The 24674-nt window shown below is 26.7% G+C and carries 30 protein-coding genes, 1 tRNA gene and 1 riboswitch; of the genes, 18 read left to right on the top strand and 13 right to left on the bottom strand.

What is annotated here, in order from left to right; all coding sequences use genetic code 11:
- Positions 1-19 precede the first annotated feature (19 nt).
- Positions 20-2125 (top strand): sodium-translocating pyrophosphatase, encoded by a 2106-nt coding sequence (locus AMN83_RS00745; protein ID WP_075503519.1) that lies wholly within the window; start codon positions 20-22, stop codon positions 2123-2125.
- Here the strand turns inward: AMN83_RS00745 and bamE are convergent.
- A complete protein-coding gene (gene bamE, locus AMN83_RS00740) occupies positions 2112-2597 on the bottom strand; it encodes an outer membrane protein assembly factor BamE domain-containing protein (protein ID WP_075503518.1) in 486 nt (161 codons plus the stop codon). The genes AMN83_RS00745 and bamE overlap by 14 nt on opposite strands.
- Between bamE and AMN83_RS00735 the strand changes: the two genes are divergently transcribed.
- Genes AMN83_RS00735 through AMN83_RS00710 form a run of 6 tightly spaced genes read left to right on the top strand, consistent with a single transcriptional unit; the run spans position 2596 to position 5115 of the window.
- Positions 2596-3063, top strand: coding sequence for a ubiquinol-cytochrome C chaperone family protein (locus AMN83_RS00735; RefSeq protein WP_075503516.1), 468 nt, complete (start codon positions 2596-2598; stop codon positions 3061-3063). The genes bamE and AMN83_RS00735 overlap by 2 nt on opposite strands.
- A 2-nt stretch (positions 3064-3065) precedes the next feature.
- Positions 3066-3248: a 50S ribosomal protein L32 gene (rpmF, locus tag AMN83_RS00730; protein WP_023853776.1), complete on the top strand. Its 183-nt coding sequence runs from the start codon at positions 3066-3068 to the stop codon at positions 3246-3248.
- 19 nt (positions 3249-3267) lie between these two features.
- Positions 3268-4269, top strand: a complete 1002-nt coding sequence (gene plsX, locus AMN83_RS00725) for a phosphate acyltransferase PlsX (RefSeq protein WP_075503514.1) — start codon at positions 3268-3270, stop codon at positions 4267-4269.
- A 1-nt stretch (position 4270) separates the two neighbouring features.
- Positions 4271-4570 (top strand): HU family DNA-binding protein, encoded by a 300-nt coding sequence (locus AMN83_RS00720; protein ID WP_075503512.1) that lies wholly within the window; start codon positions 4271-4273, stop codon positions 4568-4570.
- Complete coding sequence (locus tag AMN83_RS00715) at positions 4563-4946, top strand: MerR family transcriptional regulator (protein WP_075503511.1); 384 nt, start codon at positions 4563-4565, stop codon at positions 4944-4946. The genes AMN83_RS00720 and AMN83_RS00715 overlap by 8 nt, the downstream gene beginning before the upstream one ends.
- Complete coding sequence (locus tag AMN83_RS00710; RefSeq protein WP_075503509.1) at positions 4924-5115, top strand: 50S ribosomal protein L33; 192 nt, start codon at positions 4924-4926, stop codon at positions 5113-5115. The genes AMN83_RS00715 and AMN83_RS00710 overlap by 23 nt, the downstream gene beginning before the upstream one ends.
- On the opposite strand, the gene AMN83_RS00705 is transcribed toward AMN83_RS00710, so the two are convergent.
- On the bottom strand, positions 5116-5406 hold the full coding sequence (locus AMN83_RS00705; protein ID WP_023853781.1) for a chorismate mutase: 291 nt from the start codon (positions 5404-5406) through the stop codon (positions 5116-5118).
- Between the two features lie 43 nt (positions 5407-5449).
- Here AMN83_RS00705 and AMN83_RS00700 point away from each other — a divergent pair, with 43 nt between their 5' ends.
- A complete protein-coding gene (locus AMN83_RS00700; protein ID WP_075503507.1) occupies positions 5450-6475 on the top strand; it encodes a COX15/CtaA family protein in 1026 nt (341 codons plus the stop codon).
- Between the two features lie 28 nt (positions 6476-6503).
- On the opposite strand, the gene AMN83_RS00695 is transcribed toward AMN83_RS00700, so the two are convergent.
- Entirely contained in the window at positions 6504-7832 is a 1329-nt protein-coding gene (locus tag AMN83_RS00695; RefSeq protein WP_075503505.1) for an O-acetylhomoserine aminocarboxypropyltransferase/cysteine synthase family protein, read from the bottom strand.
- 1 nt (position 7833) lies between these two features.
- Positions 7834-7900: riboswitch (SAM riboswitch) on the bottom strand.
- A 143-nt stretch (positions 7901-8043) separates the two neighbouring features.
- Here AMN83_RS00695 and rplM point away from each other — a divergent pair.
- From rplM to AMN83_RS00660, 7 genes are read left to right on the top strand one after another with little or no spacing between them, the layout of a single operon-like run.
- Entirely contained in the window at positions 8044-8502 is a 459-nt protein-coding gene (gene rplM / locus AMN83_RS00690) for a 50S ribosomal protein L13 (RefSeq protein WP_075503504.1), read from the top strand.
- 1 nt (position 8503) lies between these two features.
- Positions 8504-8941: a 30S ribosomal protein S9 gene (gene rpsI / locus AMN83_RS00685; RefSeq protein WP_075503502.1), complete on the top strand. Its 438-nt coding sequence runs from the start codon at positions 8504-8506 to the stop codon at positions 8939-8941.
- 33 nt (positions 8942-8974) lie between these two features.
- Positions 8975-9997: an N-acetyl-gamma-glutamyl-phosphate reductase gene (gene argC, locus AMN83_RS00680; protein ID WP_075503500.1), complete on the top strand. Its 1023-nt coding sequence runs from the start codon at positions 8975-8977 to the stop codon at positions 9995-9997.
- Positions 9994-10221 carry a hypothetical protein gene (locus AMN83_RS00675; protein WP_075503498.1) on the top strand — a complete coding sequence of 76 codons (228 nt, stop codon included), beginning with the start codon at positions 9994-9996 and terminating at the stop codon, positions 10219-10221. The genes argC and AMN83_RS00675 overlap by 4 nt, the downstream gene beginning before the upstream one ends.
- A complete protein-coding gene (locus tag AMN83_RS00670; protein ID WP_075503497.1) occupies positions 10218-11510 on the top strand; it encodes a homoserine dehydrogenase in 1293 nt (430 codons plus the stop codon). Before AMN83_RS00675 ends, AMN83_RS00670 begins: the two co-directional genes overlap by 4 nt.
- Positions 11510-12409 carry an AEC family transporter gene (locus AMN83_RS00665; RefSeq protein ID WP_075503495.1) on the top strand — a complete coding sequence of 300 codons (900 nt, stop codon included), beginning with the start codon at positions 11510-11512 and terminating at the stop codon, positions 12407-12409. The genes AMN83_RS00670 and AMN83_RS00665 overlap by 1 nt, the downstream gene beginning before the upstream one ends.
- A 16-nt stretch (positions 12410-12425) precedes the next feature.
- The gene (locus AMN83_RS00660) at positions 12426-13280 is read left to right on the top strand and encodes a DMT family transporter (protein ID WP_075503494.1); all 855 of its coding nucleotides are present in this window, start codon (positions 12426-12428) and stop codon (positions 13278-13280) included.
- 512 nt (positions 13281-13792) lie between these two features.
- Here the strand turns inward: AMN83_RS00660 and AMN83_RS00655 are convergent.
- Entirely contained in the window at positions 13793-14062 is a 270-nt protein-coding gene (locus AMN83_RS00655; protein WP_075503492.1) for a methylated-DNA--[protein]-cysteine S-methyltransferase, read from the bottom strand.
- A gap of 305 nt (positions 14063-14367) precedes the next feature.
- Here AMN83_RS00655 and AMN83_RS00645 point away from each other — a divergent pair, with 305 nt between their 5' ends.
- Positions 14368-15321, top strand: a complete 954-nt coding sequence (locus tag AMN83_RS00645; RefSeq protein WP_075503489.1) for a site-specific integrase — start codon at positions 14368-14370, stop codon at positions 15319-15321.
- A 119-nt stretch (positions 15322-15440) separates the two neighbouring features.
- On the opposite strand, the gene AMN83_RS00640 is transcribed toward AMN83_RS00645, so the two are convergent.
- Positions 15441-16526 carry a DegT/DnrJ/EryC1/StrS family aminotransferase gene (locus tag AMN83_RS00640; RefSeq protein WP_075503488.1) on the bottom strand — a complete coding sequence of 362 codons (1086 nt, stop codon included), beginning with the start codon at positions 16524-16526 and terminating at the stop codon, positions 15441-15443.
- On the bottom strand, positions 16527-18656 hold the full coding sequence (locus tag AMN83_RS00635; protein ID WP_075503825.1) for a glycosyltransferase: 2130 nt from the start codon (positions 18654-18656) through the stop codon (positions 16527-16529).
- A gap of 88 nt (positions 18657-18744) precedes the next feature.
- On the opposite strand from AMN83_RS00635, the gene AMN83_RS00630 reads away from it, so the two are divergent.
- A complete protein-coding gene (locus tag AMN83_RS00630; RefSeq protein WP_075503486.1) occupies positions 18745-19131 on the top strand; it encodes a VOC family protein in 387 nt (128 codons plus the stop codon).
- Here the strand turns inward: AMN83_RS00630 and AMN83_RS00625 are convergent.
- The 3 genes from AMN83_RS00625 to AMN83_RS00615 are packed head-to-tail and all read right to left on the bottom strand — an operon-like array spanning position 19109 to position 21324.
- Positions 19109-19657 carry a GNAT family N-acetyltransferase gene (locus AMN83_RS00625; RefSeq protein ID WP_075503485.1) on the bottom strand — a complete coding sequence of 183 codons (549 nt, stop codon included), beginning with the start codon at positions 19655-19657 and terminating at the stop codon, positions 19109-19111. The genes AMN83_RS00630 and AMN83_RS00625 overlap by 23 nt on opposite strands.
- Positions 19647-19880, bottom strand: a complete 234-nt coding sequence (locus AMN83_RS00620; RefSeq protein WP_075503483.1) for a hypothetical protein — start codon at positions 19878-19880, stop codon at positions 19647-19649. Before AMN83_RS00620 ends, AMN83_RS00625 begins: the two co-directional genes overlap by 11 nt.
- Entirely contained in the window at positions 19849-21324 is a 1476-nt protein-coding gene (locus AMN83_RS00615) for an HAD-IIIC family phosphatase (protein WP_075503481.1), read from the bottom strand. Before AMN83_RS00615 ends, AMN83_RS00620 begins: the two co-directional genes overlap by 32 nt.
- A gap of 61 nt (positions 21325-21385) precedes the next feature.
- Here AMN83_RS00615 and AMN83_RS00610 point away from each other — a divergent pair, with 61 nt between their 5' ends.
- Entirely contained in the window at positions 21386-22357 is a 972-nt protein-coding gene (locus tag AMN83_RS00610) for a Gfo/Idh/MocA family protein (protein WP_075503479.1), read from the top strand.
- Here the strand turns inward: AMN83_RS00610 and AMN83_RS00605 are convergent.
- The 4 genes from AMN83_RS00605 to AMN83_RS00590 form a co-directional block, all read right to left on the bottom strand.
- A complete protein-coding gene (locus AMN83_RS00605; RefSeq protein WP_075503477.1) occupies positions 22350-22610 on the bottom strand; it encodes a GIY-YIG nuclease family protein in 261 nt (86 codons plus the stop codon). The genes AMN83_RS00610 and AMN83_RS00605 overlap by 8 nt on opposite strands.
- Positions 22611-22615: 5 nt before the next feature.
- A tRNA-Glu gene (locus tag AMN83_RS00600) sits at positions 22616-22690 on the bottom strand.
- A 44-nt stretch (positions 22691-22734) separates the two neighbouring features.
- On the bottom strand, positions 22735-23679 hold the full coding sequence (glpX, locus tag AMN83_RS00595) for a class II fructose-bisphosphatase (protein ID WP_075503475.1): 945 nt from the start codon (positions 23677-23679) through the stop codon (positions 22735-22737).
- Positions 23679-24671, bottom strand: a complete 993-nt coding sequence (locus tag AMN83_RS00590) for a putative transporter (protein ID WP_075503473.1) — start codon at positions 24669-24671, stop codon at positions 23679-23681. Before AMN83_RS00590 ends, glpX begins: the two co-directional genes overlap by 1 nt.
- Positions 24672-24674: the final 3 nt, after the last annotated feature.

The following is a 24674-nucleotide window of genomic DNA, read 5'->3' as shown; positions in this document are numbered from 1 at the left end:
CCAACAACTTAAGGTTAATATGAGCGGAACAGTCGAAACAATACTATTATATACAATTGGAGCAGGTTTATTATCTATCGTTTATGGATTTTTAACTGGAAAAAATATTCTTAATTCAAGTGCAGGAAATGCAAAAATGCAAGATATTGCGTCTGCAATTCAAATTGGTGCAAAGGCATATTTAGCAAGACAATATAAAACTATTGCTATTGTTGGTGCTGTAGTTTTAGTAATCGTAAGTATTGCATTTAGTCCATTAGTAGGTCTTGGTTATTTAATAGGTGCTGCATTATCAGGTATTGCAGGGTACGTTGGAATGTTAGTTTCTGTAGAAGCTAACGTAAGAACAGCAGAAGCATCTAGAAAAGGTTTAGCCCAAGGTCTTTCAGTTGCCTTTAAATCTGGAGCTGTAACTGGAATGTTGGTTGCTGGTTTAGCTTTATTAGCTATAGCTGTTTATTATTATATATTATTGAAATCTAATGTTGAAGAAAGAGAAATAGTTAATGCATTAGTTGCATTAGGTTTTGGTGCTTCTCTAATTTCTATTTTTGCAAGATTAGGTGGTGGAATTTTTACAAAAGGTGCAGACGTAGGTGCTGACTTAGTTGGTAAAGTTGAAGCTGGAATTCCAGAGGATGATCCTAGAAATCCTGCTGTGATAGCAGATAACGTTGGTGACAATGTAGGAGATTGTGCTGGTATGGCTGCTGATTTATTCGAAACATATGCTGTTACAATTGTTGCAACAATGGTTTTATCCTCAATTTTCTTTGTTGGTGATCTTAATATGATGATTTATCCTTTATCTATTGGTGCTGCATGTTTGTTAACATCTATTATAGGAACATTTTTTGTTAAACTTGGAAAAAGTAATAACGTTATGAACGCTTTATATAAAGGATTTATTGTTTCTGCAATTGCATCTCTAGTAATACTGTGGCCTGTTACAGATCATGTAATTGGTTTTACAAATGAATATACAATTAATGATAAGACTTTTAATGGAATGGATTTATATTATTGTGGTGTTATAGGGTTAGTTATTACGGGATTATTAATCTGGATTACAGAATACTATACAGGAACAAGTTATAGACCAGTAAAATCTGTTGCTTTATCATCAACGACTGGTCATGGTACTAACGTTATTCAAGGGTTAGCTGTTTCTATGGAAGCAACTGCTATTCCTGCGTTGATAATTGTAGCTGGTATTCTAATTACAAATTCTATTGCTGGACTTTTTGGAATTGCAATTGCTGTAACTACTATGCTTGCACTAGCAGGTATGGTTGTTGCATTAGATGCATACGGACCAGTAACTGATAATGCTGGTGGTATAGCTGAAATGTCTAATCTTGATAAAAAAGTTAGAAAAACTACTGATGCTTTAGATGCAGTAGGTAACACTACAAAAGCTGTTACAAAAGGTTATGCAATTGGTTCTGCTGGTTTAGGAGCTTTAGTTTTATTCGCTGCTTACACTGAAGACATCAAGCATTTTTCAAAAGAAGCAGGATCTGCATTAGAAGGTATCGTGGTTACTTTTGATTTATCTAACCCATATGTAGTCGTTGGTTTATTAATCGGAGGAATGTTGCCTTATCTTTTTGGTTCAATGGGAATGCAAGCAGTTGGAAGAGCAGGTGGTGCGGTTGTAGTTGAAGTGAGAAGACAATTTAAAAAATACCCTGGTATTATGAAAAGAAAGCAAAAACCTGATTATGCCAAACTAGTTGATTTATTAACTGTTGCAGCAATAAAAGAAATGATAATTCCGTCGTTGCTTCCGGTTCTTTCTCCTGTTGTATTATATTTCATAATTCTATCAATAGGTGGTCAAGTAGCTGCTTTAGCGGCAGTAGGCGCAATGTTACTTGGAGTCATTATTACAGGACTTTTTGTAGCTGTTTCAATGACTGCTGGTGGTGGTGCCTGGGATAATGCAAAAAAATATATTGAAGATGGGAATCATGGAGGTAAAGGTTCAGAGGCTCACAAAGCAGCTGTAACCGGTGATACGGTTGGTGATCCTTATAAAGATACCGCAGGACCGGCTGTTAATCCAATGATTAAAATTACAAATATTGTTGCGTTATTATTGTTAGCTGTTATCGCTGCTTAATTTCTTTACGTTTTTTGGCCCTCTGTCCAAGAGGGTCATTCATTTTTTGTCTCATACTTGATAAAAAATCATATATAAATGAATTTCTTCTAAATCCAGATTTTGTTGTTGCCTCTTCAATCTTAATATTTTTCATGTCTTCCATATTGTAAAATTCTTTTTTCTTTAAAATTCCAAAATTATCTATCTCTAATACCAACACATCATTCTTGAAAATTTTCATTCTACCTAAATTTTTTAACTTAGATTGGGTTTGTTTCCGTTCAATATAAATCCATACATCGTTGTCAAATTTACTAGTTGTAGAAGGATTACCTAAAACTTTACTAATATCGTTCTTATTGCTTTCGTTAACTATAAGTTCTAATTGTTTTTTTTCTAAAAAAGGGACACCATGATGTTTTACAACAGGTTTAAATGAGCAATTTGAAACTACAAAAGATATCAAAATTATATATAATATTTTATTCATGAGTGAAAAATATATACATATTTATAATAATTTAATTAATTACACTAGAAATAAAGATTTATATAAAAATCTTGAAAGAGAAGATAACTTTTCTGACCGATTAACCTTATTTTTACTCCATTTTTCCTTTTTTTTGAAAAATTATAAAAATGAAGAAAATAAGAAAGTTCTGCAAGAAATTTATGATTATAATTTTAGACAACTTGAGTTGAGTATTAGAGAAATAGGATATGGGGATCAGTCTATAAATAAAAAAATGAAAAATTACATTAATTTATTTCATTCCATGCTTTCTGAAATACACTTCTGGGATGATTTATCAAAAACAGACAAATTAAAAAAAATTTCTATTTTTTTAAGTGATTTTCAAAATAATAAAGAATTACTTGAATATTTTGATGATTTTAACTCAAAATTATCAAAAAAAACTTTGAATTCTTACTTAAAAAGTGTAAGTAACCCATAATTATGGCTGTACCTAAACGAAAACAAACCCCTTCCAGAACTGGAATGAGAAGAGCTCAAACTATGAAGTTTTCAACTAAAAATATAGTTGAAGATAAAAAGTCTGGAGAATACAGACTTTCTCATCATTTAGACCTTAAAACAGGTATGTATAAGGGAAGACAAGTTTTAGACCCAAAAGAATAGTATATAATAATCTATTAAAATGTCAGATTTGATAAAAATTGCAGTTGATGCAATGGGTGGTGATGGATCACCAAAGAAAATAATAGATGGTATTATTTTAAATCATTCTAAAAATAAAAATAATATTTTTAAAATTTTTGGGGACAAGAACAGGATAGATCCCTTAATTAAAGGAAAAATACCTACAGAATTTTTTGAAATAATTCATACAGAAAAAAAAATTGAAAGCACTGATAGTCCTCTAGAGGGTGCAAAAAGAGGTAAAGATACGAGTATGTGGCTTGCTATTCAAAGTGTTAAAGATAAAGAAACAGATATTGTTATATCGGCTGGGAATACTGGAGCTTTACTAGTTGTATCAAAATTAAATTTAAAAATGATAGAAAATATAGACAAACCAGCTTTGTCTGCATTATGGCCAAACAAAAAGGGAATGAGTGTTGTATTAGATTTGGGTGCTAATATTGAGTGTAGCTCAAAAAATCTATTAGACTTTTCAATAATGGGAGCCTCATTGTACACTTCACTTTATCCAAATGATAAACCTAATGTTGCTTTATTAAATATTGGTTCAGAGGAATTAAAAGGAAATGAAACTATCAAAGAAACTTATCAATTATTAAATGAAAAAAAATCAGATAATTATAATTTTGCCGGATATATTGAGGGTAACCATCTCATGGACGGAGATGTAAATGTAATTATTTCGGATGGTTTCACTGGAAACGTCGCATTAAAAACTGCCGAAGGGACTGCGAATTTTATAACAAGTGAATTAAAAAATGCTATGACTGGTACATTAGTAGGTAAAATTGCATCTTTGCTAAATATCTCAAACTTAAAAAAATTTAAGAAAAGACTAGATCCTAGATTGTATAACGGAGCTATATTTATTGGATTAGACTCTCCAGTTGTTAAAAGTCATGGAGGTACTGACCATATAGGCTTTTCAAACTCTTTAGATGTTTGCCATAGAATTGTAAAAGGTAATTTGATAGAAAAGATTAAGCAAAATATTTAATATGAGAATTAATTTAACTAAAAAAGACTTAGTTAATTTGGTTTATATGCAGCTTGGTTTTTCAAAACAAATATCTGAAAATTTAATTGAAGATTTTTTATCAACGATTGTATCCAATATTAAAGAGGAAAAAAAATTAAAATTATCTAAATTTGGTACTTTTTCTATAAGACAAAAAAAATCAAGGATCGGAAGAAATCCAAAGACAAAAGAAGCAAAAGTAATTTCAAGCAGAGATGTTGTATTGTTTAAGCCTTCAAAGGAATTTAGAGAATTTGTTAATTTAAAGGATAATGGATAAATCAAATAGCGCTTACAAAACTATTGGTGAAGTAGCTAGAATATTAAATCTTAAATCAAATGATAAAGGAGCTTTACCGACACATGTCATTAGATTTTGGGAAACTCAATTTAAACAAATTAAACCAAAGATATTAAATTCTAATAGAAGATATTATGATGAAAAAACAATAAATCTTCTTAAAAAAGTTAAATTTTTACTTAAAGATCAAGGTATGACAATAAAAGGTGTAAAAAAAATATTAAATAATGAAGATTCTTTAAAGCTTGACGAAATTGCAGATAAATCTATAAGGACTGAAAATTTAAGAAACAAGTTATTAAAAATTTCTAATAAATTAAAAGAATTAAAAAATGGCAAAAAAAACGCACGTTAAAGTAAGAATGGTTCCGGAGGCTAAACCTGATAGCCCTTACTTCTATTATTTAAAAAAACCTGCTGGAGGTGAGAAGGCCAAAGTTAAACTTTCAGCAAAGAAATACAATCCGGATACTAGAAAACACGAAATGTTTGTAGAAAAAAAACTTCCACCACACAGTAAGTAATTATTTTTTTTTAAAGTTTCTTTTTTCGTAATCGATATATGATAAAATCATATTTTTCCATATACGATTAGTAATTTTAGGATCAATCTTTAGTTTTTTAGATTTTGAGTGGATTTTTTTAAGTATAAAATTGATACGTTTTTTATCTACTATTTCTTTTTTAAATTCTTTAAGCTTTAAAACTTCTTTTACAAGATTTGTTCTATATTTAATTAAAGATAATAACTTATTATCTAACTTATCCAATTTAGATCTTATTATTTCTAATTTTTTTTTGTTTTTAGGCGACATTTAATTTATTGGTTTAATTAATAATTATTATATTTATTTAATCATGTACAGTCAGAATTATTCTTTAAATTCTCAATTAAAAATATGGATGATCACTTTATTAGTGATGATCGTGCTTATTATTTTAGTAGGGGGTCTAACTAGATTAACTGACTCTGGACTATCTATAACTAGTTGGGAACTTTTTATTGGCTCATTACCCCCTTTAACAAATGATAAATGGATAGAATATTTTGATCTCTATAAAACAATACCTGAATTTAAAGAGCAAAATTTTAATATGACTTTAAATGAATTTAAAATTATTTTTTGGTGGGAATGGGCGCATCGTCAATTGGGAAGATTAATTGGGCTAACTGTTCTTTTTCCAATGATCTATTTTACAATTAAAAATGGTTTTTGGATTTTAAAAGAATATTCAATTATTTTTTTCTTGGTGTGCTTTCAAGGATTTATTGGATGGTACATGGTATCAAGTGGATTAATTGATAGAATTGATGTTAGTCATTATAGATTATCACTACACTTAGTTACAGCTTTTATCATTTTGTCTATAGTTTTTTGGAAATATTTAAATCTTACTGATATAAAAATTAATCATATTAATATTCAATTAAACACAATTAAATTTTTTCTTTTATTATTATTTTTACAATTAATAATTGGAGCCTTTGTGTCCGGGATGGATGCAGGAAAAATTTATAATACTTGGCCTTTAATGGGCTCATCATATTTTCCGGATGACAGTGTAATCAATGATTTATTTAATCTCACAGTATTTGATGATCAATCACTTGTTCAATTTATTCATAGAAATTTAGCATATTTAATTGTCATAATATATTTTTATATGCTTTATTTTGTTTTAAAAAATGGAAATATAAATATAAGAATTCCAATCTTCATTATTGGAATTTCTTTATTGTTACAAATTGTTTTGGGGGTTCTTACAATTTTATCTGGAGTAAAAATGATTTATGCATCTCTACACCAGATAAATTCTATTTTAATAATACTTTCAACATTGTATTTTCTTTATATTGTAAAATATAAAGGGCCTAATTATTAGTTCCTATTTGTAGACATTAAAACTCAAATTAGCTAACAGCTTTTAAATTACCTTTTGAAGATTTATTCAATGCTTGATCAAGATCCTCAATAATATCATCGATGTGCTCAATACCGATACAAAGCCTTACATAACTTTGTGTAACACCAGATGCAGCTAGTTCTTTCTCATTTAATTGACTATGAGTTGTACTTGCTGGATGAATTGCTAAACTTCTAGCATCACCAATATTAGCTACGTGATAGAACATTTTTAAAGACTCGATAAATTTTTTACCAGCTTCAATTCCTCCTTTAAGCTCGATACCAATCATTGGTCCATTTCCACCTTTAAGATATTTTTTTGCTCTATCGGCAATAGGTTTATCGTGTTCTGTAGAATAAATAACTTTTGTAACTTCTTTATGTTTTTTAAGAAAATCAACTACATACTCGGCGTTAGCGCAATGTTGTCTCATTCTTAAAGCAACCGTTTCAAGTCCTTGAATTATTGCAAAAGCATTATCTGGAGCCAGAGCTGACCCCAAGTCTCTTAATAAACAGACTCTAGCTCTAACTGCAAATGGTACATTTGCACCAGTTAGTTCTGGCACAGCCTTTCCCCAAATTACACCACCATAACTATTATCAGGTTCGTTAAATAAAGGTTGTCTTTTGGGATCTGCGGTCCAATCAAAGTTACCACTATCAACTATACTCCCTGCAACTGCTGTACCATGACCACCTATATATTTTGTAAGTGAGTGAATTACTACTGCAGCTCCATGTTCAATCGGTCTGCATATTACTGGTGCAGCTGTGTTATCCATTATTAGTGGTATGTTATATTTTCTTCCAATGTCAGAAACTTCCTTTATTGGAAACACTCTTAAATATGGATTTGGCAAGGTTTCACCGTAAAAAGCTCTAGTTTTATCATCTATTAACTTTTCAAAGTTTTCAGGATTGCTTGGATCTGCATATCTTATCTCTATCCCAAGTTTGCTAAGTGTATGAGTGAATAAAGATACTGTACCACCATAAAGATCAGTTGAGCTTACTATATTATCACCGGCTTGGGCCACATTTAATACAGCAAAGGTTGAAGCAGTTTGACCTGAGGATACAGTTACACATGATAGACCTCCTTCAAGAGCGGCAACTCTTTTTTCCAGGACATCATTTGTAGGGTTCATTATACGAGTATAGATGTTACCAAATTCTTTAAGAGCGAAAAGGTTAGCAGCGTGCTCTGTATTGTTAAATTGGTATGATGTTGTTCTATAAATAGGAACGGCTACTGCGTTCGTTGCTGGATCACTCCTGTAATCACCACCATGTATGGCAATAGTTTCAGGGTTATTTCTTTTTTTATTCATTTTACTCCTTTTTTAGTGCTTTAACTTTATGTAAGGCGCACAATACAGTTCAAATGCCTACCAATTTGCTATGTTGTGAAAAATTCCTTTTTAGCAGTTATAAGCCCGCAATAGGATCAAATCGGCGAGTAATTTCTAGCATATAAGCTACATAATTCAAGCTAAATATAAAATTGACTTTGTAATTATTAATAGTATTAATCCTCGCACAATGACAAAATTCACTAAAAAAGACCAATTAACTTCATCTTGGTATGAAATAGACGCAAAGAATGCAGTAGTAGGAAGATTAGCAACTGTAGTTTCAAACATCATAAGAGGTAAGAATAAAACTACATACACTCCTCATATGGATGATGGTGACTTTGTTGTTGTTAAAAATATTGAACAAGCAAAATTTACTGGAAAAAAATTTCAAGATAAAAAATACTACAGACACACTGGTCACCCGGGTGGAATTAAAGTAACAACACCTGAGAAACTTCACGAAAAAAAACCTGGAGAAACTCTGAAAATGGCAGTTAAAAGAATGTTGCCAGGTGGAGTTTTAGGTAGAAAACAATTAACAAAATTAAAAATTTATGCGGGTAATGATCATCCTCATTCTGCACAAAATCCTACAGTTATTGAGTTAGATAAATTAAATAGTAAAAATATAGCTAGAAACTAATATGGAAAATACTCAACCAACCTCAAAATCACCTAAATTAAAATTAGATTTTAAAGATAGCAAATATGCTACCGGAAGAAGAAAAACTTCAATTGCTAAAGTTTGGTTAAAAAAAGGTTCTGGTAAAATTTATGTAAACGGTAAATTGTTCAATGAATATTTTGCAGATGAAACACATAAAATGCAAATTACAAGACCTTTTGAGATTATTAATCAGGCTACAGGTTATGATGTAAGATGTAGCGTAAAAGGAGGTGGACCTACAGGCCAAGCAGGGGCTATGGTTCATGGTATTTCAAAAGCTTTAGTATTATTTGATGAAAATCTAAAAGCCACCTTAAAAACAGAGAAACTTACTACCAGAGACTCAAGAGCAGTTGAGAGAAAGAAACCTGGTAGAAGAAAAGCTAGAAGAAGCTTCCAATTCTCTAAAAGATAATTTTTTTTTAATTTTTAACTGTTATAATAAAAAATGCCTAAGCTTAATGCATTAGTTGCTGGTTCAACTGGATATATTGGTGTTCAATTAATTAAATTATTAGTTAAACACAAATATATTAATATTAAATACCTATGTGGAAATTCCTCTGTAGGTAAAAGTATTAAATTTTATGATAAATCTTTATCTAAATATAAATTACCAAAAATTTTAAAATTTAATAAAAAATTATTAAAAGATGTTCAGGTTATTTTTACAGCGCTTCCAAATGGAGAAGCGCAAGATATATCTAAATATTTAAGCACAAATCATACTCTTATCGATCTTGCAGCAGATTTTAGATTAGCTAAAGCTTCTGATTATTTAAAGTGGTATAAACAGAAACATCGTGCAAATAATTTGATAAAGAAAAGTATCTATTTACTTCCAGAAATAAACAGAAGTGAGATTAAAAAGCATAATATCATTTCGTGTCCTGGCTGTTATCCAACTTCAATTCTGTTGCCTATGATACCTTTATTCAAAAAAAATTTAATTAAACTTAATAGCATAATAATTGACTCAAAATCTGGATATTCAGGTGCTGGTAGAGGTGTTCACAAAAAATATAAAGACAAAAATCTATACGATTCTTTAAGTGCATATGGAGTTGGTTTCCATCGTCATAATTCAGAAATAGATCAAATGTTAAGAAAATTTACTAAGAAAGAATTTCAATTTAGTTTTACTCCTCACTTATCACCAATGTTCAGAGGCATTTTAAGTACAATATATCTAGACTTAGAAAAAAATATTTCTCAATCAAAGGTATTAAAGACATTAGCTAATTTTTATAAAAATGAGAAATTTGTAAAAATATTAAAATCAAACTCTCTATTAAGCACTAATGACGTAATAAATACTAACAATTGTTACATTTCAGTATGTAAATCTAAATATAGCAATAAAATAATAATTCTTTCAGCTATTGATAATCTAATAAAGGGTGGGGCAGGTCAAGCCGTGCAAAATTTAAATAATAAATTTAATTTCCCTGAAATAACTGGATTAAAATGAGAAGTTTTTTAATAATTTTTTTTTCATTAATAATATCTAATTGTTCTTTAAATAAAGATTCTCAGTATTGGACAGAAAATTCTATTGGAAGTAAAACTAATAAAAAAAAATTAAATGAAATATTAAAAAAGGCAGACGATATAACATCAATGACATTAGAGGAATATGAGATTTATATAGATGACTATACAAAAAAGAGTAAATATCCGGATATAAGTAAATGAGTAAATTAATAAATATTGCTGTAATAGGGCTAGGCCAAGTAGGTAACTATTTACTAAATGAATTAATTACCAAAAAAAGAGATATAGAACTTAAAACGGGAAAGAAAATAAGAGTAGTTGCTGTATCTGCTAGAAATATCAATAAAAAAAGAAAATTTAAAGTTAATAAAAAAATATTTTATAAAAATCCTTTAGAAATTTTTAAGAATAATAAAATCGATATAATATTTGAGGCCATAGGTTTATCAGGTGGAATTTCTAAAAAAGTTGTAGAAACTGCTTTAAAAAGTAAAATCCATGTTATTACACCCAATAAAGCATTAATATCAAAACACGGTAATGAGTTAGCAAAACTTGCAGAAAAAAATAAAGTTAATTTGGAATTTGAAGCATCAGTTGCTGGAGGAATCCCGATATTAAGATCTATTAAAGAAGGATTAGCAACAAATAAAATATCAAAGGTTTATGGAATCCTGAACGGTACTTCAAATTATATTTTATCTGAAATGGAAAATTCAAATGAAAATTTTGCTGACGTTTTAAAAAAAGCACAGACACTTGGTTATGCCGAACCTGGTAATCCCAAATTAGACTTAAATGGTTTTGATGCATTTGCTAAAGTAAGAATTTTGTCTGCTTTAGCCTTTAACAGTAAAATTTCAAAACATAAATGTTTAATGGAAGGAATAGAAAAAATTGAATTAAAAGATATTAAAATTGCAAATCAATTGGATTTAAGAATAAAGCTACTGGGAATTTCTGAGTTAAAGAATAATCATCTTTTTGAAACCGTTCATCCATGTTTGGTTAGTAAAAAATCTTATATTGGTAATGTTAACGGTGTAATGAATGCAGTAATTCTTCAAGGTAAACCTGTTGGAGAAAGTGTGTTGCAAGGGGAGGGAGCTGGACCAGGTCCTACTTCTTCATCATTACTTTCTGATTTATTATCAATTTTGCGTGGAAATATAAAAAAACCTTTTGGTGTTAGTGTTTCTAAGCTTAAATCTTTAAAGCCATATAATGTAAACAATTATGTTAATTCATTATATTTAAGATTTGAAGTAAAAGATAAGCCTGGTGTATTATCTGAAATAACTAATCGTTTAGCTAAATACAAAATTTCAGTTAAAAGGTTAATCCAAACACCTGATAAGAAAAACAATAAAGCAACAATAGTTATTATAACTCATAAAACAACTGAAAATAATATTCATAATTGCTTGTCTATTTTCAATAAAAATAAAAATATTTTAAAAACACCAACATTAATTAGATTGCTTGGTTAATGGAAATTTATTTAAAACTTTTTGAAGTTTTATTTCCAGTATTCCTAATAGTAGGTCTTGGATATCATCTGGGTAAAAAAAATCCTAATTTTGATACATCATTTATAACTACATACGCTGGTAATTTTGGAACTCCAGCTCTCGTTATTTTTGCTATTACAGCAGGTGGAGTAACTTTTGATTTATTTAGTGAATATTTTGGCTACGCAATTATCTTATTAACATTATTTGGGATTGTAGGTTTAATTTTTCTTGTTCTTATGAAGAAAGATTATATTCGTGAATTACCAACTTTTATCTTACCGAATACTGGAAATATGGGTATTCCGATTTGTTTATTTGCCTATGGTGAATTAGGAATGGGTATAGCAGCTGCAATTTCATCTTTAATTGTTTTACTCCACTTTACTTTAAATATTTTTTTAGCAAAACGAGCCTTTGATTTTAAAACAATATTAAAAAGTCCATCATTTTATGCAATTTTAATAACAGTACTCTTTTTGTATTTTGACATTCCATTTCCTCAATTTGTATTAAATACTGTAATGCTTTTAGCTTATGGAATGATTGTAATGATCCTTATGTCTCTAGGTGTTGCTCTTACACAAATGAAAGTATTTTCTTTTAAAGATGCATTAATAACTTCTTTTGGAAGAGTAATATTAGGTCCTATTATAGGATTTGCTGTTATAAAATTTTTTAATTTATCTGGTATACCAGCTGGTGTTCTGTTAATTCAGTCTTGTATGCCTAGTGCAATTTTGTGTTATTTGATTGCGCACATGTATTCTCCTAAAGAAATTGTAGATAATATATCTAGCACAATTGTAGTATCTACAATCATGTCCTTATTCACTATTCCGATTACATTATTCTTTGCTTTAAAATACTTCTATTAAGAGATATCCTTCTGTTATGAAGGCTATAATTTTAAATGCATCTGCTTGGATGATTGTCCCTGTAATGGATGCTTTTGCTAAATATTTAAGCTCATCTATGGATGTTTTACAGATAACGTGGGCAAGATATTTTTTTACAGTAGTCTTTACATTATCCCTAATGCTTATCTTTTATAGGCATTCATTAGTTTGGACTAAAAAACCAGTTCTTCAATTAATTAGAGGATTAATTTTTGTTTTTTCTACTTATTTATTCTTTTATGCAATATCGGAAATTTCACTTCCTAAAGCCTTAACCTTAGCTTTTGTTGCTCCAATTTGTGTTACAGCTTTATCTCCATTTTTTTTAAATGAGAAAGTAGGGGTGAAGAGGTGGACTGCTGTATCATTAGGATTTATTGGAACTTTAATTGTAATCAGACCTGGCTTTATAGAATTTAATTTAGCTACCATGGCTGCTTTAGGTAATGGAATTTGCTATGGGTTTTATCTTATTATAACTAGGAAGCTCAGCACCTCTGATAATCCTCTTTTAACCCTTTTACTATCGGGTTTAATAGGAACCATAATAATTAGCCTATTTATGCCCTCAGTTTGGGTTAATCCTACGTCAAATCAATGGATTTTAATGGCTTTAATCGGCCTTATAGCTTCTGTAGCACATCTTTTCCTCATATTATCACTCAAATACGCTGATGCCTCTAAATTAGCTCCTTTGGGCTACACAGAGATAATTACAAATATACTGATTAGTTACTATTTCTTTCATGAATTGCCTGATAACTGGACTTATTTAGGTTTATTTATTATTGTTCTAAGTGGTCTATATATTTCTAGAAGAGAATATTTGCTTACTCGTTCTAATAAATAGTAAATAAATAGTTACTAATATATAATCTATTACTTTAATATATTTATTTAAATTGTTGTAATTATTATATTTTTTTATTATAATATATAATGATAAATTAATACAAATTATCCAATTAATAACTATTATTTTAAATAGATAAAGGCAAAAATAGCAATCTAAATAAAGAAAATAAACCATAATACTTAAAAGTGTTTAATACCAATGGTTTTATTAGCAAATTAAACACAAAATTCAAAATTCTTATTTTAATAAGTTAGTTGGGGAACAAATATTTTAAAAAATTCTATTAAATTTGAAACTAAATTTAGCTTTGGTATCATTGAAAAGTAGAGCAATGCAGTTATAGAATATATGTTTTAAACGGCCATAGAGGTGCTTTATTTTGTTATATATCGATATATAGTACAACTGAAGGGAGAATATTACTATTCATGTTAAAATAAGCTTAAATATTGATAAAACCTTGATTTTACAAGTGTTTTTGACCATAAAATAGGCCAAAAAAGCTACTAAATATGAACTTTTTCAGATCTCAATAAACGCAGTTTTGTCTTAATTCCACCTCTCCCTGAGTATCCACCAAGGCCTCCATCGGACCGAATTACTCTATGACAGGGTATTTTGGGGGCATAAGGGTTTTTTCCACATGCATTAGCTACAGCGCGTGCTGATTTAGGGCTTTTTATTGCTATTGCTACCTGTTTATAGGTTTTGACAGTGCCTTTTGGTATAGTTTTAAGGTAATTCCAGACTTTTAATTGAAATTTAGTACCTTTCATCAATAAAAATTTAAAATAATGAAGCAGACTATAAAGAAAACAGTTAAAATTGAAAGATAAATAGTTTCCAGAGTTTTTCCAGATTTTTTATAATTAATAAAGCTTAATATTGCAAAACCAAAAGATGTTATTAAAAAATATATCGGTTCAATTACTCCGTCTATTCCCATCTTTAAATAATATTTCATACTTATTGTCCACACAATGTCATTAATTGTCCTTTAAATTAATAAATTATTTTATTTGACATTATAAAATACTTAATATATTACTAACGATAATTAATTGTTATCAATAGTAATAAAATGAATGAACTAACTACAGATTTAAAATCACTTCATGAGGCAACTTTAAATAATCTAAAAAGTTCAAAAGCAAATAATACTTTACGAGCCTATAAATCTGACTTTAAAGATTTTGGAGCTTTTTGTGCAAAACATAGTCTAAATCCTTTGCCGACTGAACCAAAAATCGTCTCTTTATACCTAACCCACCTGTCTAAAAATTCAAAAATAAGCACTCTTAGGAGAAGATTGGTATCAATAAGCATGGTTCATAGGCTAAAAGGTCATTACTTGGATACAAAACATCCAATTATAGTAGAAAATTTGATGGGAATAAGAAGAGTTAAAGGAAGTATTCAGAAAGGTAAAAAACCTATATTAATCAATCATTTAAAATCAATTATTAATGTAATTAATAATCAGAAAATAAATGATATTAAGAAGCTTAGAGATAAATCAATTATCTTGGTAGGCTTTGGAGGAGGTTTTAGGAGAACTGAACTTGTCTCAATTAACTATGAAGATTTAGAATTTGTTCCTGAGGGACTTAAAATAAACATCACAAGATCAAAAACTGATCAGTTTGGTGAAGGGATGATTAAAGGCCTTCCCTACTTTAGTAATGAAATTTATTGTCCTGTGATAAATCTCAAAAAATGGCTTGAAGTTTCTAAAATTAAATCTGGACCTATTTTTAGAAGATTTTCTAAAGGATTATCTTTAACTGAAAATAGACTAACTGATCAATCTGTGGTTTTGTTAATCAAAGAGTATTTAAATATAGCAGGAATAGAAAATAAAAATTTTTCAGGTCATAGTTTAAGATCAGGTTTTGCAACAGTAGCAGCAGAATTTGGTGCAGATGAAAGAAGTATAATGGCAATGACAGGTCATAAAACCACTCAAATGGTCAGAAGATATATAAAAGAAGCAAATATATTTAAAAATAATGCTTTAAATAAGATAAATATTTAATCCTCACATAAATAATATCGTTTAGCTGATATATTTAGAATAATGTTTTTTTTCTATATTAAAACCAAATATATCTTTGTAGATCCCTCTACTTTTTTAAATATATAAACTCATTGATTTTAAAAACTATTAATCTTGTCAATAATATAAGAAACTTGTTTTTTAGTTAAATTTGGATCAATAGGAATACTTATTCCATATTTAGCTATTTTTTCTGAATTAATAAAACTCTGTCTAGAAAACATTTTTCTTAAAATTTTTAATTGATGAATTGCTTGTGGATAGTGGAAACCATATTGAATTTTATATTTTTTTAAATAATTACAAAAATTTTTTCTTTTTTTAACAATTATTACATATTGATGATAAACACTATTTTTGGAGTAATTTAATTTTTTAATTTTAAAATTTGAAATTCTTTTATCATATTGTGATGCTATTAATTTTCTTTTGCGATTTAATCTATTAAGATTTTTTAATTTATGTTTGAGAATAACAGCTTGCAATGTATCAAGTCTGCTATTTAAACCTATTTTTTCATGTAAAAATTTTTTTTCTGAACCTAAGTTTCTTATTTTCCTTATATTTTTATAAAATTTTTCATTATTAGTCGTAATTATACCAGCATCTCCATATGCACCTAAATTTTTACCAGGATAAAAACTAAATGTAGAAATATCAGCTAAAGATCCAATTTTTTCCCCTTTATTATCTTTAGCTCCATGTGCCTGGGCACAATCATCAATTATAAAAATTTTTTTATTTTTAATAATCTTTTTAATTTTTTTAATATCAACAACAGAACCGTATAGATGAACAGGTATTATAACTCTTGTATTTTGATTAATTTTTTTTTTTAATTCATCAAGATTAATTGTAGGAGACATATAGTCGGTATCAACTAATATAGGTTTTAAATTAGCATTAATAACTGAGAAAGCTGTAGAGCAATAAGTCATTGCTGGAATTAATACTTCAGAATCTTTTTTAAGATTTAAAGATTTTAATGCAATAGTAATTGCGTCTGTACCATTTGCGCAACCAATTGCATATTTTGAATTGCAAAATTTGGAAAAATTTCTTTCAAATTTGTCAACATCAGAGCCAAGAATAAAATCACCTTTTTTAAATTTTTTATTAAAGTCTTTTAAAATTTGAGTGTGCAGACTTTTGTCTTGATTATATAAATCTAAAAATTTGATCATTTATTTTATATATTTTTTCCAAACAGGTTCTTGTTTTAAGCCAAATGATTTATTAATTATGTATTTAGCTACTTCTTTTTCATTGAATAATTTGAAATATTTTTTTTGTCCATTTTTGGCTATTTTTTTTGCTATATCGATATTATCTTTATAAAAGTTAATTTTATCCGATAGATCATATATATCTTTGTAGAAAACTAACTCATTTTCCTTAAAGAAATGATTAAATTTTTTTTTATAATCAATAAATGTAAGAAGACCATTACCAATTAGTGAACCAATTCTATTACTAGATGAATATTTTTTTAATTTTCCTCTATTTAAATTTACTGCCATAAAAGATCTCGATATTGCTTCGTAAAAACTTTCAGACCAAACAGGATTTCTGCTATTGTAACCATAAATATCAAATTTAATATCTTTATTAAGTTTCATTAATTCTTTTATAAAATTTTCTCTTTCATCTTTTTTTCCTGATTTAATTTTTCCACGATTTACACCATGGCTCATGGCAAAAAAAACATCATACGTAAAATCTTTTAAATTATAGATATTTAATTTTTCTATATTTTTATCGACAGGTGTTGGTAGGAAATAATAATTTAAATTACTACTTTTTTTACTTACCTTGTCAGGATGTGTTGATATAAAAAGATTATTTATAAAATTAAAATTATTTTTAAGATTAGAATAATTTTTTTCAAAATCAGGTCCATTAAGGGTCAAATTATCTTCATACCACTGCGATATAACTAAATTTCTACATTTTTTTTTAACAATATGAAAAGATTCATCGTTAATTGTATTCACATGACCCATCAAAATTAAATCAGGCCTATAGTAAAGTGTTTTTTCTCTAAAAATCTTATTTAGTATATCTTTACCTTTGAGTTTAGAATTGTAACTTAATATGTCCCTATCACTTATTCCCTCAACATCATGACCTAACCTAATAAGTCCATTTTCAATTTTTTTTCCTGTTGAAATAAAATAAATTCTTCCGCCAATTTTTTCTGCTCGATTATAAATATGAAGAACTTTTGGTTTTTTATTTAGATTAATATTTATTTTTTTTGATTTTTTTAATACAATTTCTCTATCTTTATCTATTATTTTTATATTTTCAGATATTAAATGTAGAGGATTCTTAAAATTATTAACTTGTGTTTGCTTTAGTAATTTTACATTATTAATTAAATTTTCTATTTCATTAAACAATTCATTAGCAGTAACTTTTTCTAAAAATATAGGTTTGCGTATAGTTTCAGGTAAACCCCCACGTTTAGAAATTATAACTGCATTTCCCCTTGATCCTGATTCTAATGGTGATCTACCAAAAGGTTCGTCCCAGATGGATGGTGCTATATTAATTGACGACTTATTATATAATTTTAAAACTTTATTATGTGGTATCCAACCAGTAAAATTTAATCTTTTATGTTTAAATAGAAATTTTTCTCTAGGTTCATCACCAACAGCTATAGCATTCCATTTTTTATATTTATTGAGAATACGTATTATAGCCGAACCAAATAAATCAAAACCTTTTGCAGAATTTAATTTACCTGAAAAAATTATAGTATTTTCTTTATTTGGAAATTTTTTAATTGGTTCAACACTTGGGTATATAGTTTTAAAATTTGTATAGAAATTTTTATCCAAGCCATCAAAAAATTTGTCCTCAACCCATGTACTAACAAAATATATTTTATAACAAATTTCTAATAAGAACTTTCTATCGTCAATAGTCATTGATCCTTTAAGTTTTAATGGATCATTATGTAAAATTAAAATGAAATTTGTTTTAAAAAATTTTTTATTAATTTTTAATAAATAAGAGGGTCGATTATGAATTTCTATTATTAATGGTTTATGCTTAATACAATATGTTAAAAAATCATTTATATAAGCATTTGATTTACTTAATAATTTAAGTTTAGGAATTTGTAGATTAGTGTAATTTTTTTTTATAAATACATCTTTTAAATTATTAGTGGAACCAAAAATTTGGATGTTTTTCTTAAATATAGATTTTTTAAAAAAATCTTTTACCCAAATAGAAGCTGAACCAGCATAATTTTTAATGAATTGATCTTTACTAGGTAATACTACAAAAATTTTTTTGCTCATTGATGATATTTCTTGTATCAAATTAATAAAATTATAAAACAATTTTGTTTTTAATGAAAATTTTGATATTTTTAACAAATTAAAAAATATGAAATTCCATCACATTGGCTATCTAACTGACAATTTTAATAAATCTTATGATAATTTCAAAATACTAAACTACAAAAAAAAGGGTAAAATTATTAATGATGACTTACTACAAGTAAAAATACTATTTTTAAAAAATCTTGATAATAATTTAATAGAATTAGTTAAACCATACAAAAAAAATATTGGACTAAATAACATATTAAAAAAAAAAATATTTGCTTATCACTTTGCTTACAAAGTTAATAATTTAGAGAAAAGTTTAAAAAAATTAAAAAAAAAATTTGAAATTGTAGTGAATCCAGTTCCAGCTAAGGCTTTTAAAAATAAAAAAGTTGCGTTTGTTAGAATGAGAAATACTTTCATTATTGAGTTGATTCAGAAATAAAGTAAAATTTTTTTTTAAATTCTAAAAAATTTTTTTTAGTGAATGTAAATTTGACTGCATCAGTTTTTTTATTATTAATTAAAAAAAATGATTTGATTATTCCATTATATTTTGCGGTAGTATTTTTGTGATAATTTACTACTTTACGATTATTTATATTTGTTAAAGAATAAATATCTTTCAATTTTAGTCTTTCAAATCCATATTTTAGGAGAATAATAGTAGCTTCTATATTTTGAATTGTTGTGCCCAAGGATATCCACCTACCCCATTCAGCGTTTGTTTTTTTAATCTTATCAAAACCAATAGTTCCTATTCTTTTGTTATTTTCTTTAGATATTATCACAAAATCCAATGTATCTTTTTTTTTAATATTATTTTTAATCCATTTTATTTGATCGTAAACTGAATTTGGAGGACTATGTAAATATTTGCTAATTTTTTTTTTTTTACGAAGGTTGTAAATAAAATAGCTATCTTTAATAGATAAACTTTTAAGATAAACAAAATTTCCTTTAATTATCATTTATTATCTTAATTATTTCTTTTCCAGATGAAATTTTGTTTAATTTTGAAATGTTTATTTTTTTTTTTATATTTTTTTCTAATAAAAAAATTATTTGCAAGTGGGTTAACGAATCCCATTTATCAAAATCTTTTTTTTTTATTTTTTTTAATTCATTATCATTTTTAATATTTAAAAGTTTATTAATTTTTTTAATTAGTTTTAATTTTGATATATTTTTCATATTCAATTGAATGTTTATTAATTTTATTAAGATTAAGCCAATAATTTATTGTATTTTTTTTTAATTTTATTTTTTCTATAAATTTTATAAATGGCACATTTCTATCAGTCAATTTGTAAGGAACTATAAGATTTTTAATTGAATACTTCTTAATTATTTGACTTAGAAAAATATATTCAAGATCTCTACCCAATGCTCTACATGATATTAAAAATTCATTAATTATATGAAAATTATTTCTCTTTTCTAAGACTAATGAACATATAACACCTGAGTCTGAATATTTATCAGAAACGGTAAATGTAATTAATTTAATATTATTATTTTTTTTTATGATTTTTAAACTCTTTAGATTGTATCTCATATAATTAGAATTGAACTGATTGGTTTTATTAGACATTTCTACAAATCTATTAAGATCAATTTTTCTAGTTGAAAATAATACTTTTACACTTGAAGTTTTTATATAATCTAAGATGCCTTTATTATTTGTAACTTCATTTCGTTTTATATTACTTTTTATATCTTTAAATCTATTTAAGTTTTTTTCTTTAGAAATATTAGAAATGTATAAACTTTTTGTATAAAGATAAAAAAAATAAGAATTTTTAATCCATAAGCAATTTTTTTTTAATAAAAACTTATTTATTTGTTTAATTTCAGAAATGTTATCATCAAAATAAATAATATTTTTTTTTGAAAAATTTACTAGTTCTGCAATTTTTTTAATTGATATTACTTTTGGATCCCAATTAATATATTTGAAAGATTTAGTAATTAAATTTTTATATTGCGAAAATTTATTTTTTATACCTTTGATTGCTAATTTTTCGTTATTTTTTGAATGAATAGAAAAGAGTAAGCCTGTTTTTTTAATAAGTTCGTTAATAAAATAAAGTGATTTTTTTTGATGATTGTCCAAAAAAATTTTCTTTATTCCATCTTCACCAATTACACCAGTCCAGCAAGTATTATCAAGATCTACTGAGGCAAGTCTTATATCTCTATTATTTAAAATTGAAATAATTTTGCTAAGAACTTTAGATAAAGTTAATATAATTTCTAGTGATAGATAAGATTTAAATATTTTTTCTCTTTTTTTATCTATTTTTTTTTTTATACCTAATTTATTAATATTTATATTTAAAATGTTAGATAATTTTTTTTTTTCTATATTGTCTATTAAATTATTTATATCTTCTTCTTTCTTTGAGAAAGGTATAAATATAACTTTGTTATTTTTATTTTTAAATTTTGTTATATCTTTAATAATATCTTTTCTCTCTTCAATTCTATCAATATCTAAAAAAATTATTGCTAAATCTTCTTTTATGGATGTATTTATATAATCTTTATAAGGAATATTTTTAATCTTATTTTTATCTAATAAATTTGCCTCTAATAGAATATTTTCAACAAAAAAATTTCTTTGAATATTAATCATCTTAGATATTGTGTTTGTTTATATTTATAATAAATAGATTAACTTTATTAAATAGATATATATGAAAAAAAATTCAATAGCTATTATAGGTTTAGGTTATTGGGGATCAATTGTTGCTAAAGCAGTTGTTTCGATGAATTTTTTTAAAAAAATATATATTTATGATATAGATAAAAAAAAAGTTGGTATCATAAAAAAAAAATTTCAAACAAAAGTTTCTTATTGTAATTTAAATCAAATTAAAAAAGATAAATTAATTAAACACGTTTTTTTAGCCACACCTCCAAAAAATAACTTTAATCTTTTAAAATCTCTTATCAAATTTAATAAAAATATTCTTGTTGAGAAACCAGGTTTAATAAAATTAGATCATTTTAAAAAAATAAAAAAACTTACAATTAATAAAAAAAATAAATTAACTTTTGGTTATATTTATATTTATAACAAATACATAAGATATTTAAAAAAAATAATTAATTCAAATGTTTTGGGTGATATTAGATATATAAATTTACAAAGACAAAATTTTGGACCAATTAGAAATAAAGTTTCTGCAGCTTATGATTTGGCAACACATGATATAAGTATACTTCATTTTCTGTTTAAGAATAAATTATCACTTAAAAATTCAATAAATCATGATGTATTAGGGAAAAAAAACTACGATATATCTTTTCTAAATTTAAAATCTGGAAATATTAAAATTGACATTAATGTTAGTTGGTTAAATCCCGAAAAAATTAGAAAAATAATAATAATTGGTAGTAAAAAAATGCTACTATTTGATGAAATGAATATTGATGAACCTTTAAAAATTTATAATAATTATGTAAATTTTCCAAAAATAGATAGTTTTACAAGGAATATTTTCAATCAATCAAAATATATTTTTAAAGGTAAATCAAAAGCTATAAAATTAAATGACCAAAAGCCTTTGGATTTGGAAATTAGAGAATTCATTAATAGTAAAATTAACCTCACAAATTTAGAATTTTCAGAAAATATAATTAAAATTATTAAAAAAATTAAATAAATTTAATCATGGAATGTTTTATTTTATTTCTTAATATTCGATCTTTTTTTAATTTATATTCATATGACATAGCTTTAGATCGAGTTGTAAATTTTTTTTTATAGATCAATTTCCATTTATAGCCTTTAGTAGCTTTTGCACCTTTATTACTATTGTGTAATGAAATTCTTTTTTTTAAATTATTTGTATATCCAACATAGGTTTTGTTTCTTTTTGACCCATATGACTGAAGCAAGTATACAAAAAAAACCATGTTTGTGGCGGTCCCTAGGGGAATCGAACCCCTCTTTCGAGGATGAAAACCACGTGTCCTAACCGATAGACGAAGGGACCGAATTGCTGCTTTTTATTGTATAATCAATCATTAATCAAGCTTATCATTCTATTTTTTGTTTCAATTTTATTACTTTTTTTAAACCAGAAGATTTATGAGTAACTAAAGTTTCAGAAATGAATTCATTATCATTAATTTGAATACCTGAAACTAAATCACCAGATGTTATTCCGCTTGCACAAAATATAGAATCACCTGATACTATTTCATTTAATTCATATTTTTTTGTCAGATTTTTAATACCCATCTTATTTGCACGTATTTTATCATCTTCAGTATCAAATATAAATCTTCCCTGGAAACCACAATTAAATGCATCTAAAGCAGCTGCTGCTAGAACTCCTTCAGGACCACCCCCAATACCTAAAAAAATATCTACATTATATTTTTCTTCAGTAACTAGCAAAGCACCAGATACATCACCATCTGTAATTAATTTTAGATTAACTTTTAATTTTTTTAGCTCTTCTATAATATTTTTATGTCTAGGCCTATCAAGAATACATGCGGTTAAGTTTTCTGGATTTTTATTTAAATAATCGCTTAAATTAGAAATATTTTGCTTAACTGAAAAGTCTAAATCAACAACATTTTTTTCTTTAACCTTAGTTGAAATTTTTTCCATATAAGTTTCTGGTGCTTTAAATAAGTTATTTTTTTCGGCAATAGCAATTACAGATAATGCTCCAGGTAGATTATTAGAAACGAAATTTGTACCTTCTAATGGATCTACAGCTATGTCAAATTCAGGTCCATGATTTGTACCAAGTTTTTCTCCAATATATAGCATTGGAGCTTCATCCAATTCACCTTCTCCTATTACTATCTGACCTTTTATTTCCAAGTTGTTTAATTCAGATCTCATGGAGTCTACAGCTGCTTTATCAGCTGCAATTTTATCTTTTTTTCCCACTAAATACGATGATGCTAATGCTGCTTTAGAAGTTATGTTAACAAATTTGTCTATAAAATTTTTATCTATGGTCATTAAGCTTTTTCATCTATTAATTCTTCTTGCTTAATTTTAGACTCAAATTCTCTTAATCGTTTATAAACACTTGCAAGTTCGATTATAGTCGGCCATGCTTTCAATATATATTGCATAGAACCCTCTACTCTACCAAAGGCTCTTATTATTTGTTGCATAACTCCAAGAGTTACTGCTCCTGCAACTATGGCAGGTGCTAAAAAAACATATGCTGACAAAACATTTGCCTGCAAATATGCTATCCTTCCAATATTAAAATATAAATATCTAATATAGCTTAGAAAATGAATACTTCTTACACCATCGAATAATTCCTCAATAGTCTTTGGTCTTATGGTTCCGTCATCTTCTGCAATTACAAGTATTTTTCGATAGGCTGCTTCTTTTTTTTGTAGATCGTATTCAACACCCACTAATCTTAAAATTAAACCAAGTAAAATTAAAAATATTGTCCCTCCAACAGACCAAATTAAAGCTCCAACTATTAAACCGTAATCCCAATCACCAAAAAAGAATATTGGTATTCCTATGCTTAATCCGAACAAGATAGGCATAAACTCAACAAGTATCATTAAAGCTTCAATCAAACTGGTACCTAGAGATTCCATTATTCTTGAAAACTTGATCGTATCCTCTTGAACTCTTTGTGCTGCACCTTCAATTTTTCGAGCTTTATCATAAACACTATGATACCACTCAACCATAGCCGTTCTCCATCTAAACAAATAATGTGAAGTAAAAAAACTTACTATTACAGCTACACCAACATACATAGCAGCCAAAGTTATAAATGATATTAAGCTTGCCCAGTACTCTTCTATAGTGATTGAGTTTGGTGCTCCAAGGGCTTTTTGAATCATGTCATAAAATTCACCAAACCATTCATTTATTTTTACATCAATTTTTACTTGAATCCAAAGCGAAGATAAAATTATAGCTGAACCAATCCATGACCAAAGAAACCAACTTTTTTGAGTGAAAAATCTAAACATTAA

Origin of the sequence: Candidatus Pelagibacter communis (assembly GCF_001180025.1) — a bacterium.
Classification (GTDB): Bacteria; Pseudomonadota; Alphaproteobacteria; order Pelagibacterales; family Pelagibacteraceae; genus Pelagibacter; species Pelagibacter ubique_A.
This window is presented reverse-complemented; position numbering and strand designations above follow the sequence as displayed.

What these genes read in the sequence shown, in the direction of transcription:
- AMN83_RS00745 (WP_075503519.1), top strand. Translation starts at nt 20, where the DNA reads ATGAGCGGAACAGTCGAAACAATACTATTATATACAATTGGAGCAGGT.
- AMN83_RS00735 (WP_075503516.1), top strand. Translation starts at nt 2,596, where the DNA reads ATGAGTGAAAAATATATACATATTTATAATAATTTAATTAATTACACT.
- bamE (WP_075503518.1), bottom strand. Translation starts at nt 2,597, where the DNA reads ATGAATAAAATATTATATATAATTTTGATATCTTTTGTAGTTTCAAAT.
- rpmF (WP_023853776.1), top strand. Translation starts at nt 3,066, where the DNA reads ATGGCTGTACCTAAACGAAAACAAACCCCTTCCAGAACTGGAATGAGA.
- plsX (WP_075503514.1), top strand. Translation starts at nt 3,268, where the DNA reads ATGTCAGATTTGATAAAAATTGCAGTTGATGCAATGGGTGGTGATGGA.
- AMN83_RS00720 (WP_075503512.1), top strand. Translation starts at nt 4,271, where the DNA reads ATGAGAATTAATTTAACTAAAAAAGACTTAGTTAATTTGGTTTATATG.
- AMN83_RS00715 (WP_075503511.1), top strand. Translation starts at nt 4,563, where the DNA reads ATGGATAAATCAAATAGCGCTTACAAAACTATTGGTGAAGTAGCTAGA.
- AMN83_RS00710 (WP_075503509.1), top strand. Translation starts at nt 4,924, where the DNA reads ATGGCAAAAAAAACGCACGTTAAAGTAAGAATGGTTCCGGAGGCTAAA.
- AMN83_RS00705 (WP_023853781.1), bottom strand. Translation starts at nt 5,406, where the DNA reads ATGTCGCCTAAAAACAAAAAAAAATTAGAAATAATAAGATCTAAATTG.
- AMN83_RS00700 (WP_075503507.1), top strand. Translation starts at nt 5,450, where the DNA reads ATGTACAGTCAGAATTATTCTTTAAATTCTCAATTAAAAATATGGATG.
- AMN83_RS00695 (WP_075503505.1), bottom strand. Translation starts at nt 7,832, where the DNA reads ATGAATAAAAAAAGAAATAACCCTGAAACTATTGCCATACATGGTGGT.
- rplM (WP_075503504.1), top strand. Translation starts at nt 8,044, where the DNA reads ATGACAAAATTCACTAAAAAAGACCAATTAACTTCATCTTGGTATGAA.
- rpsI (WP_075503502.1), top strand. Translation starts at nt 8,504, where the DNA reads ATGGAAAATACTCAACCAACCTCAAAATCACCTAAATTAAAATTAGAT.
- argC (WP_075503500.1), top strand. Translation starts at nt 8,975, where the DNA reads ATGCCTAAGCTTAATGCATTAGTTGCTGGTTCAACTGGATATATTGGT.
- AMN83_RS00675 (WP_075503498.1), top strand. Translation starts at nt 9,994, where the DNA reads ATGAGAAGTTTTTTAATAATTTTTTTTTCATTAATAATATCTAATTGT.
- AMN83_RS00670 (WP_075503497.1), top strand. Translation starts at nt 10,218, where the DNA reads ATGAGTAAATTAATAAATATTGCTGTAATAGGGCTAGGCCAAGTAGGT.
- AMN83_RS00665 (WP_075503495.1), top strand. Translation starts at nt 11,510, where the DNA reads ATGGAAATTTATTTAAAACTTTTTGAAGTTTTATTTCCAGTATTCCTA.
- AMN83_RS00660 (WP_075503494.1), top strand. Translation starts at nt 12,426, where the DNA reads ATGAAGGCTATAATTTTAAATGCATCTGCTTGGATGATTGTCCCTGTA.
- AMN83_RS00655 (WP_075503492.1), bottom strand. Translation starts at nt 14,062, where the DNA reads ATGAAAGGTACTAAATTTCAATTAAAAGTCTGGAATTACCTTAAAACT.
- AMN83_RS00645 (WP_075503489.1), top strand. Translation starts at nt 14,368, where the DNA reads ATGAATGAACTAACTACAGATTTAAAATCACTTCATGAGGCAACTTTA.
- AMN83_RS00640 (WP_075503488.1), bottom strand. Translation starts at nt 16,526, where the DNA reads ATGATCAAATTTTTAGATTTATATAATCAAGACAAAAGTCTGCACACT.
- AMN83_RS00635 (WP_075503825.1), bottom strand. Translation starts at nt 18,656, where the DNA reads ATGAGCAAAAAAATTTTTGTAGTATTACCTAGTAAAGATCAATTCATT.
- AMN83_RS00630 (WP_075503486.1), top strand. Translation starts at nt 18,745, where the DNA reads ATGAAATTCCATCACATTGGCTATCTAACTGACAATTTTAATAAATCT.
- AMN83_RS00625 (WP_075503485.1), bottom strand. Translation starts at nt 19,657, where the DNA reads ATGATAATTAAAGGAAATTTTGTTTATCTTAAAAGTTTATCTATTAAA.
- AMN83_RS00620 (WP_075503483.1), bottom strand. Translation starts at nt 19,880, where the DNA reads ATGAAAAATATATCAAAATTAAAACTAATTAAAAAAATTAATAAACTT.
- AMN83_RS00615 (WP_075503481.1), bottom strand. Translation starts at nt 21,324, where the DNA reads ATGATTAATATTCAAAGAAATTTTTTTGTTGAAAATATTCTATTAGAG.
- AMN83_RS00610 (WP_075503479.1), top strand. Translation starts at nt 21,386, where the DNA reads ATGAAAAAAAATTCAATAGCTATTATAGGTTTAGGTTATTGGGGATCA.
- AMN83_RS00605 (WP_075503477.1), bottom strand. Translation starts at nt 22,610, where the DNA reads ATGGTTTTTTTTGTATACTTGCTTCAGTCATATGGGTCAAAAAGAAAC.
- glpX (WP_075503475.1), bottom strand. Translation starts at nt 23,679, where the DNA reads ATGACCATAGATAAAAATTTTATAGACAAATTTGTTAACATAACTTCT.
- AMN83_RS00590 (WP_075503473.1), bottom strand. Translation starts at nt 24,671, where the DNA reads ATGTTTAGATTTTTCACTCAAAAAAGTTGGTTTCTTTGGTCATGGATT.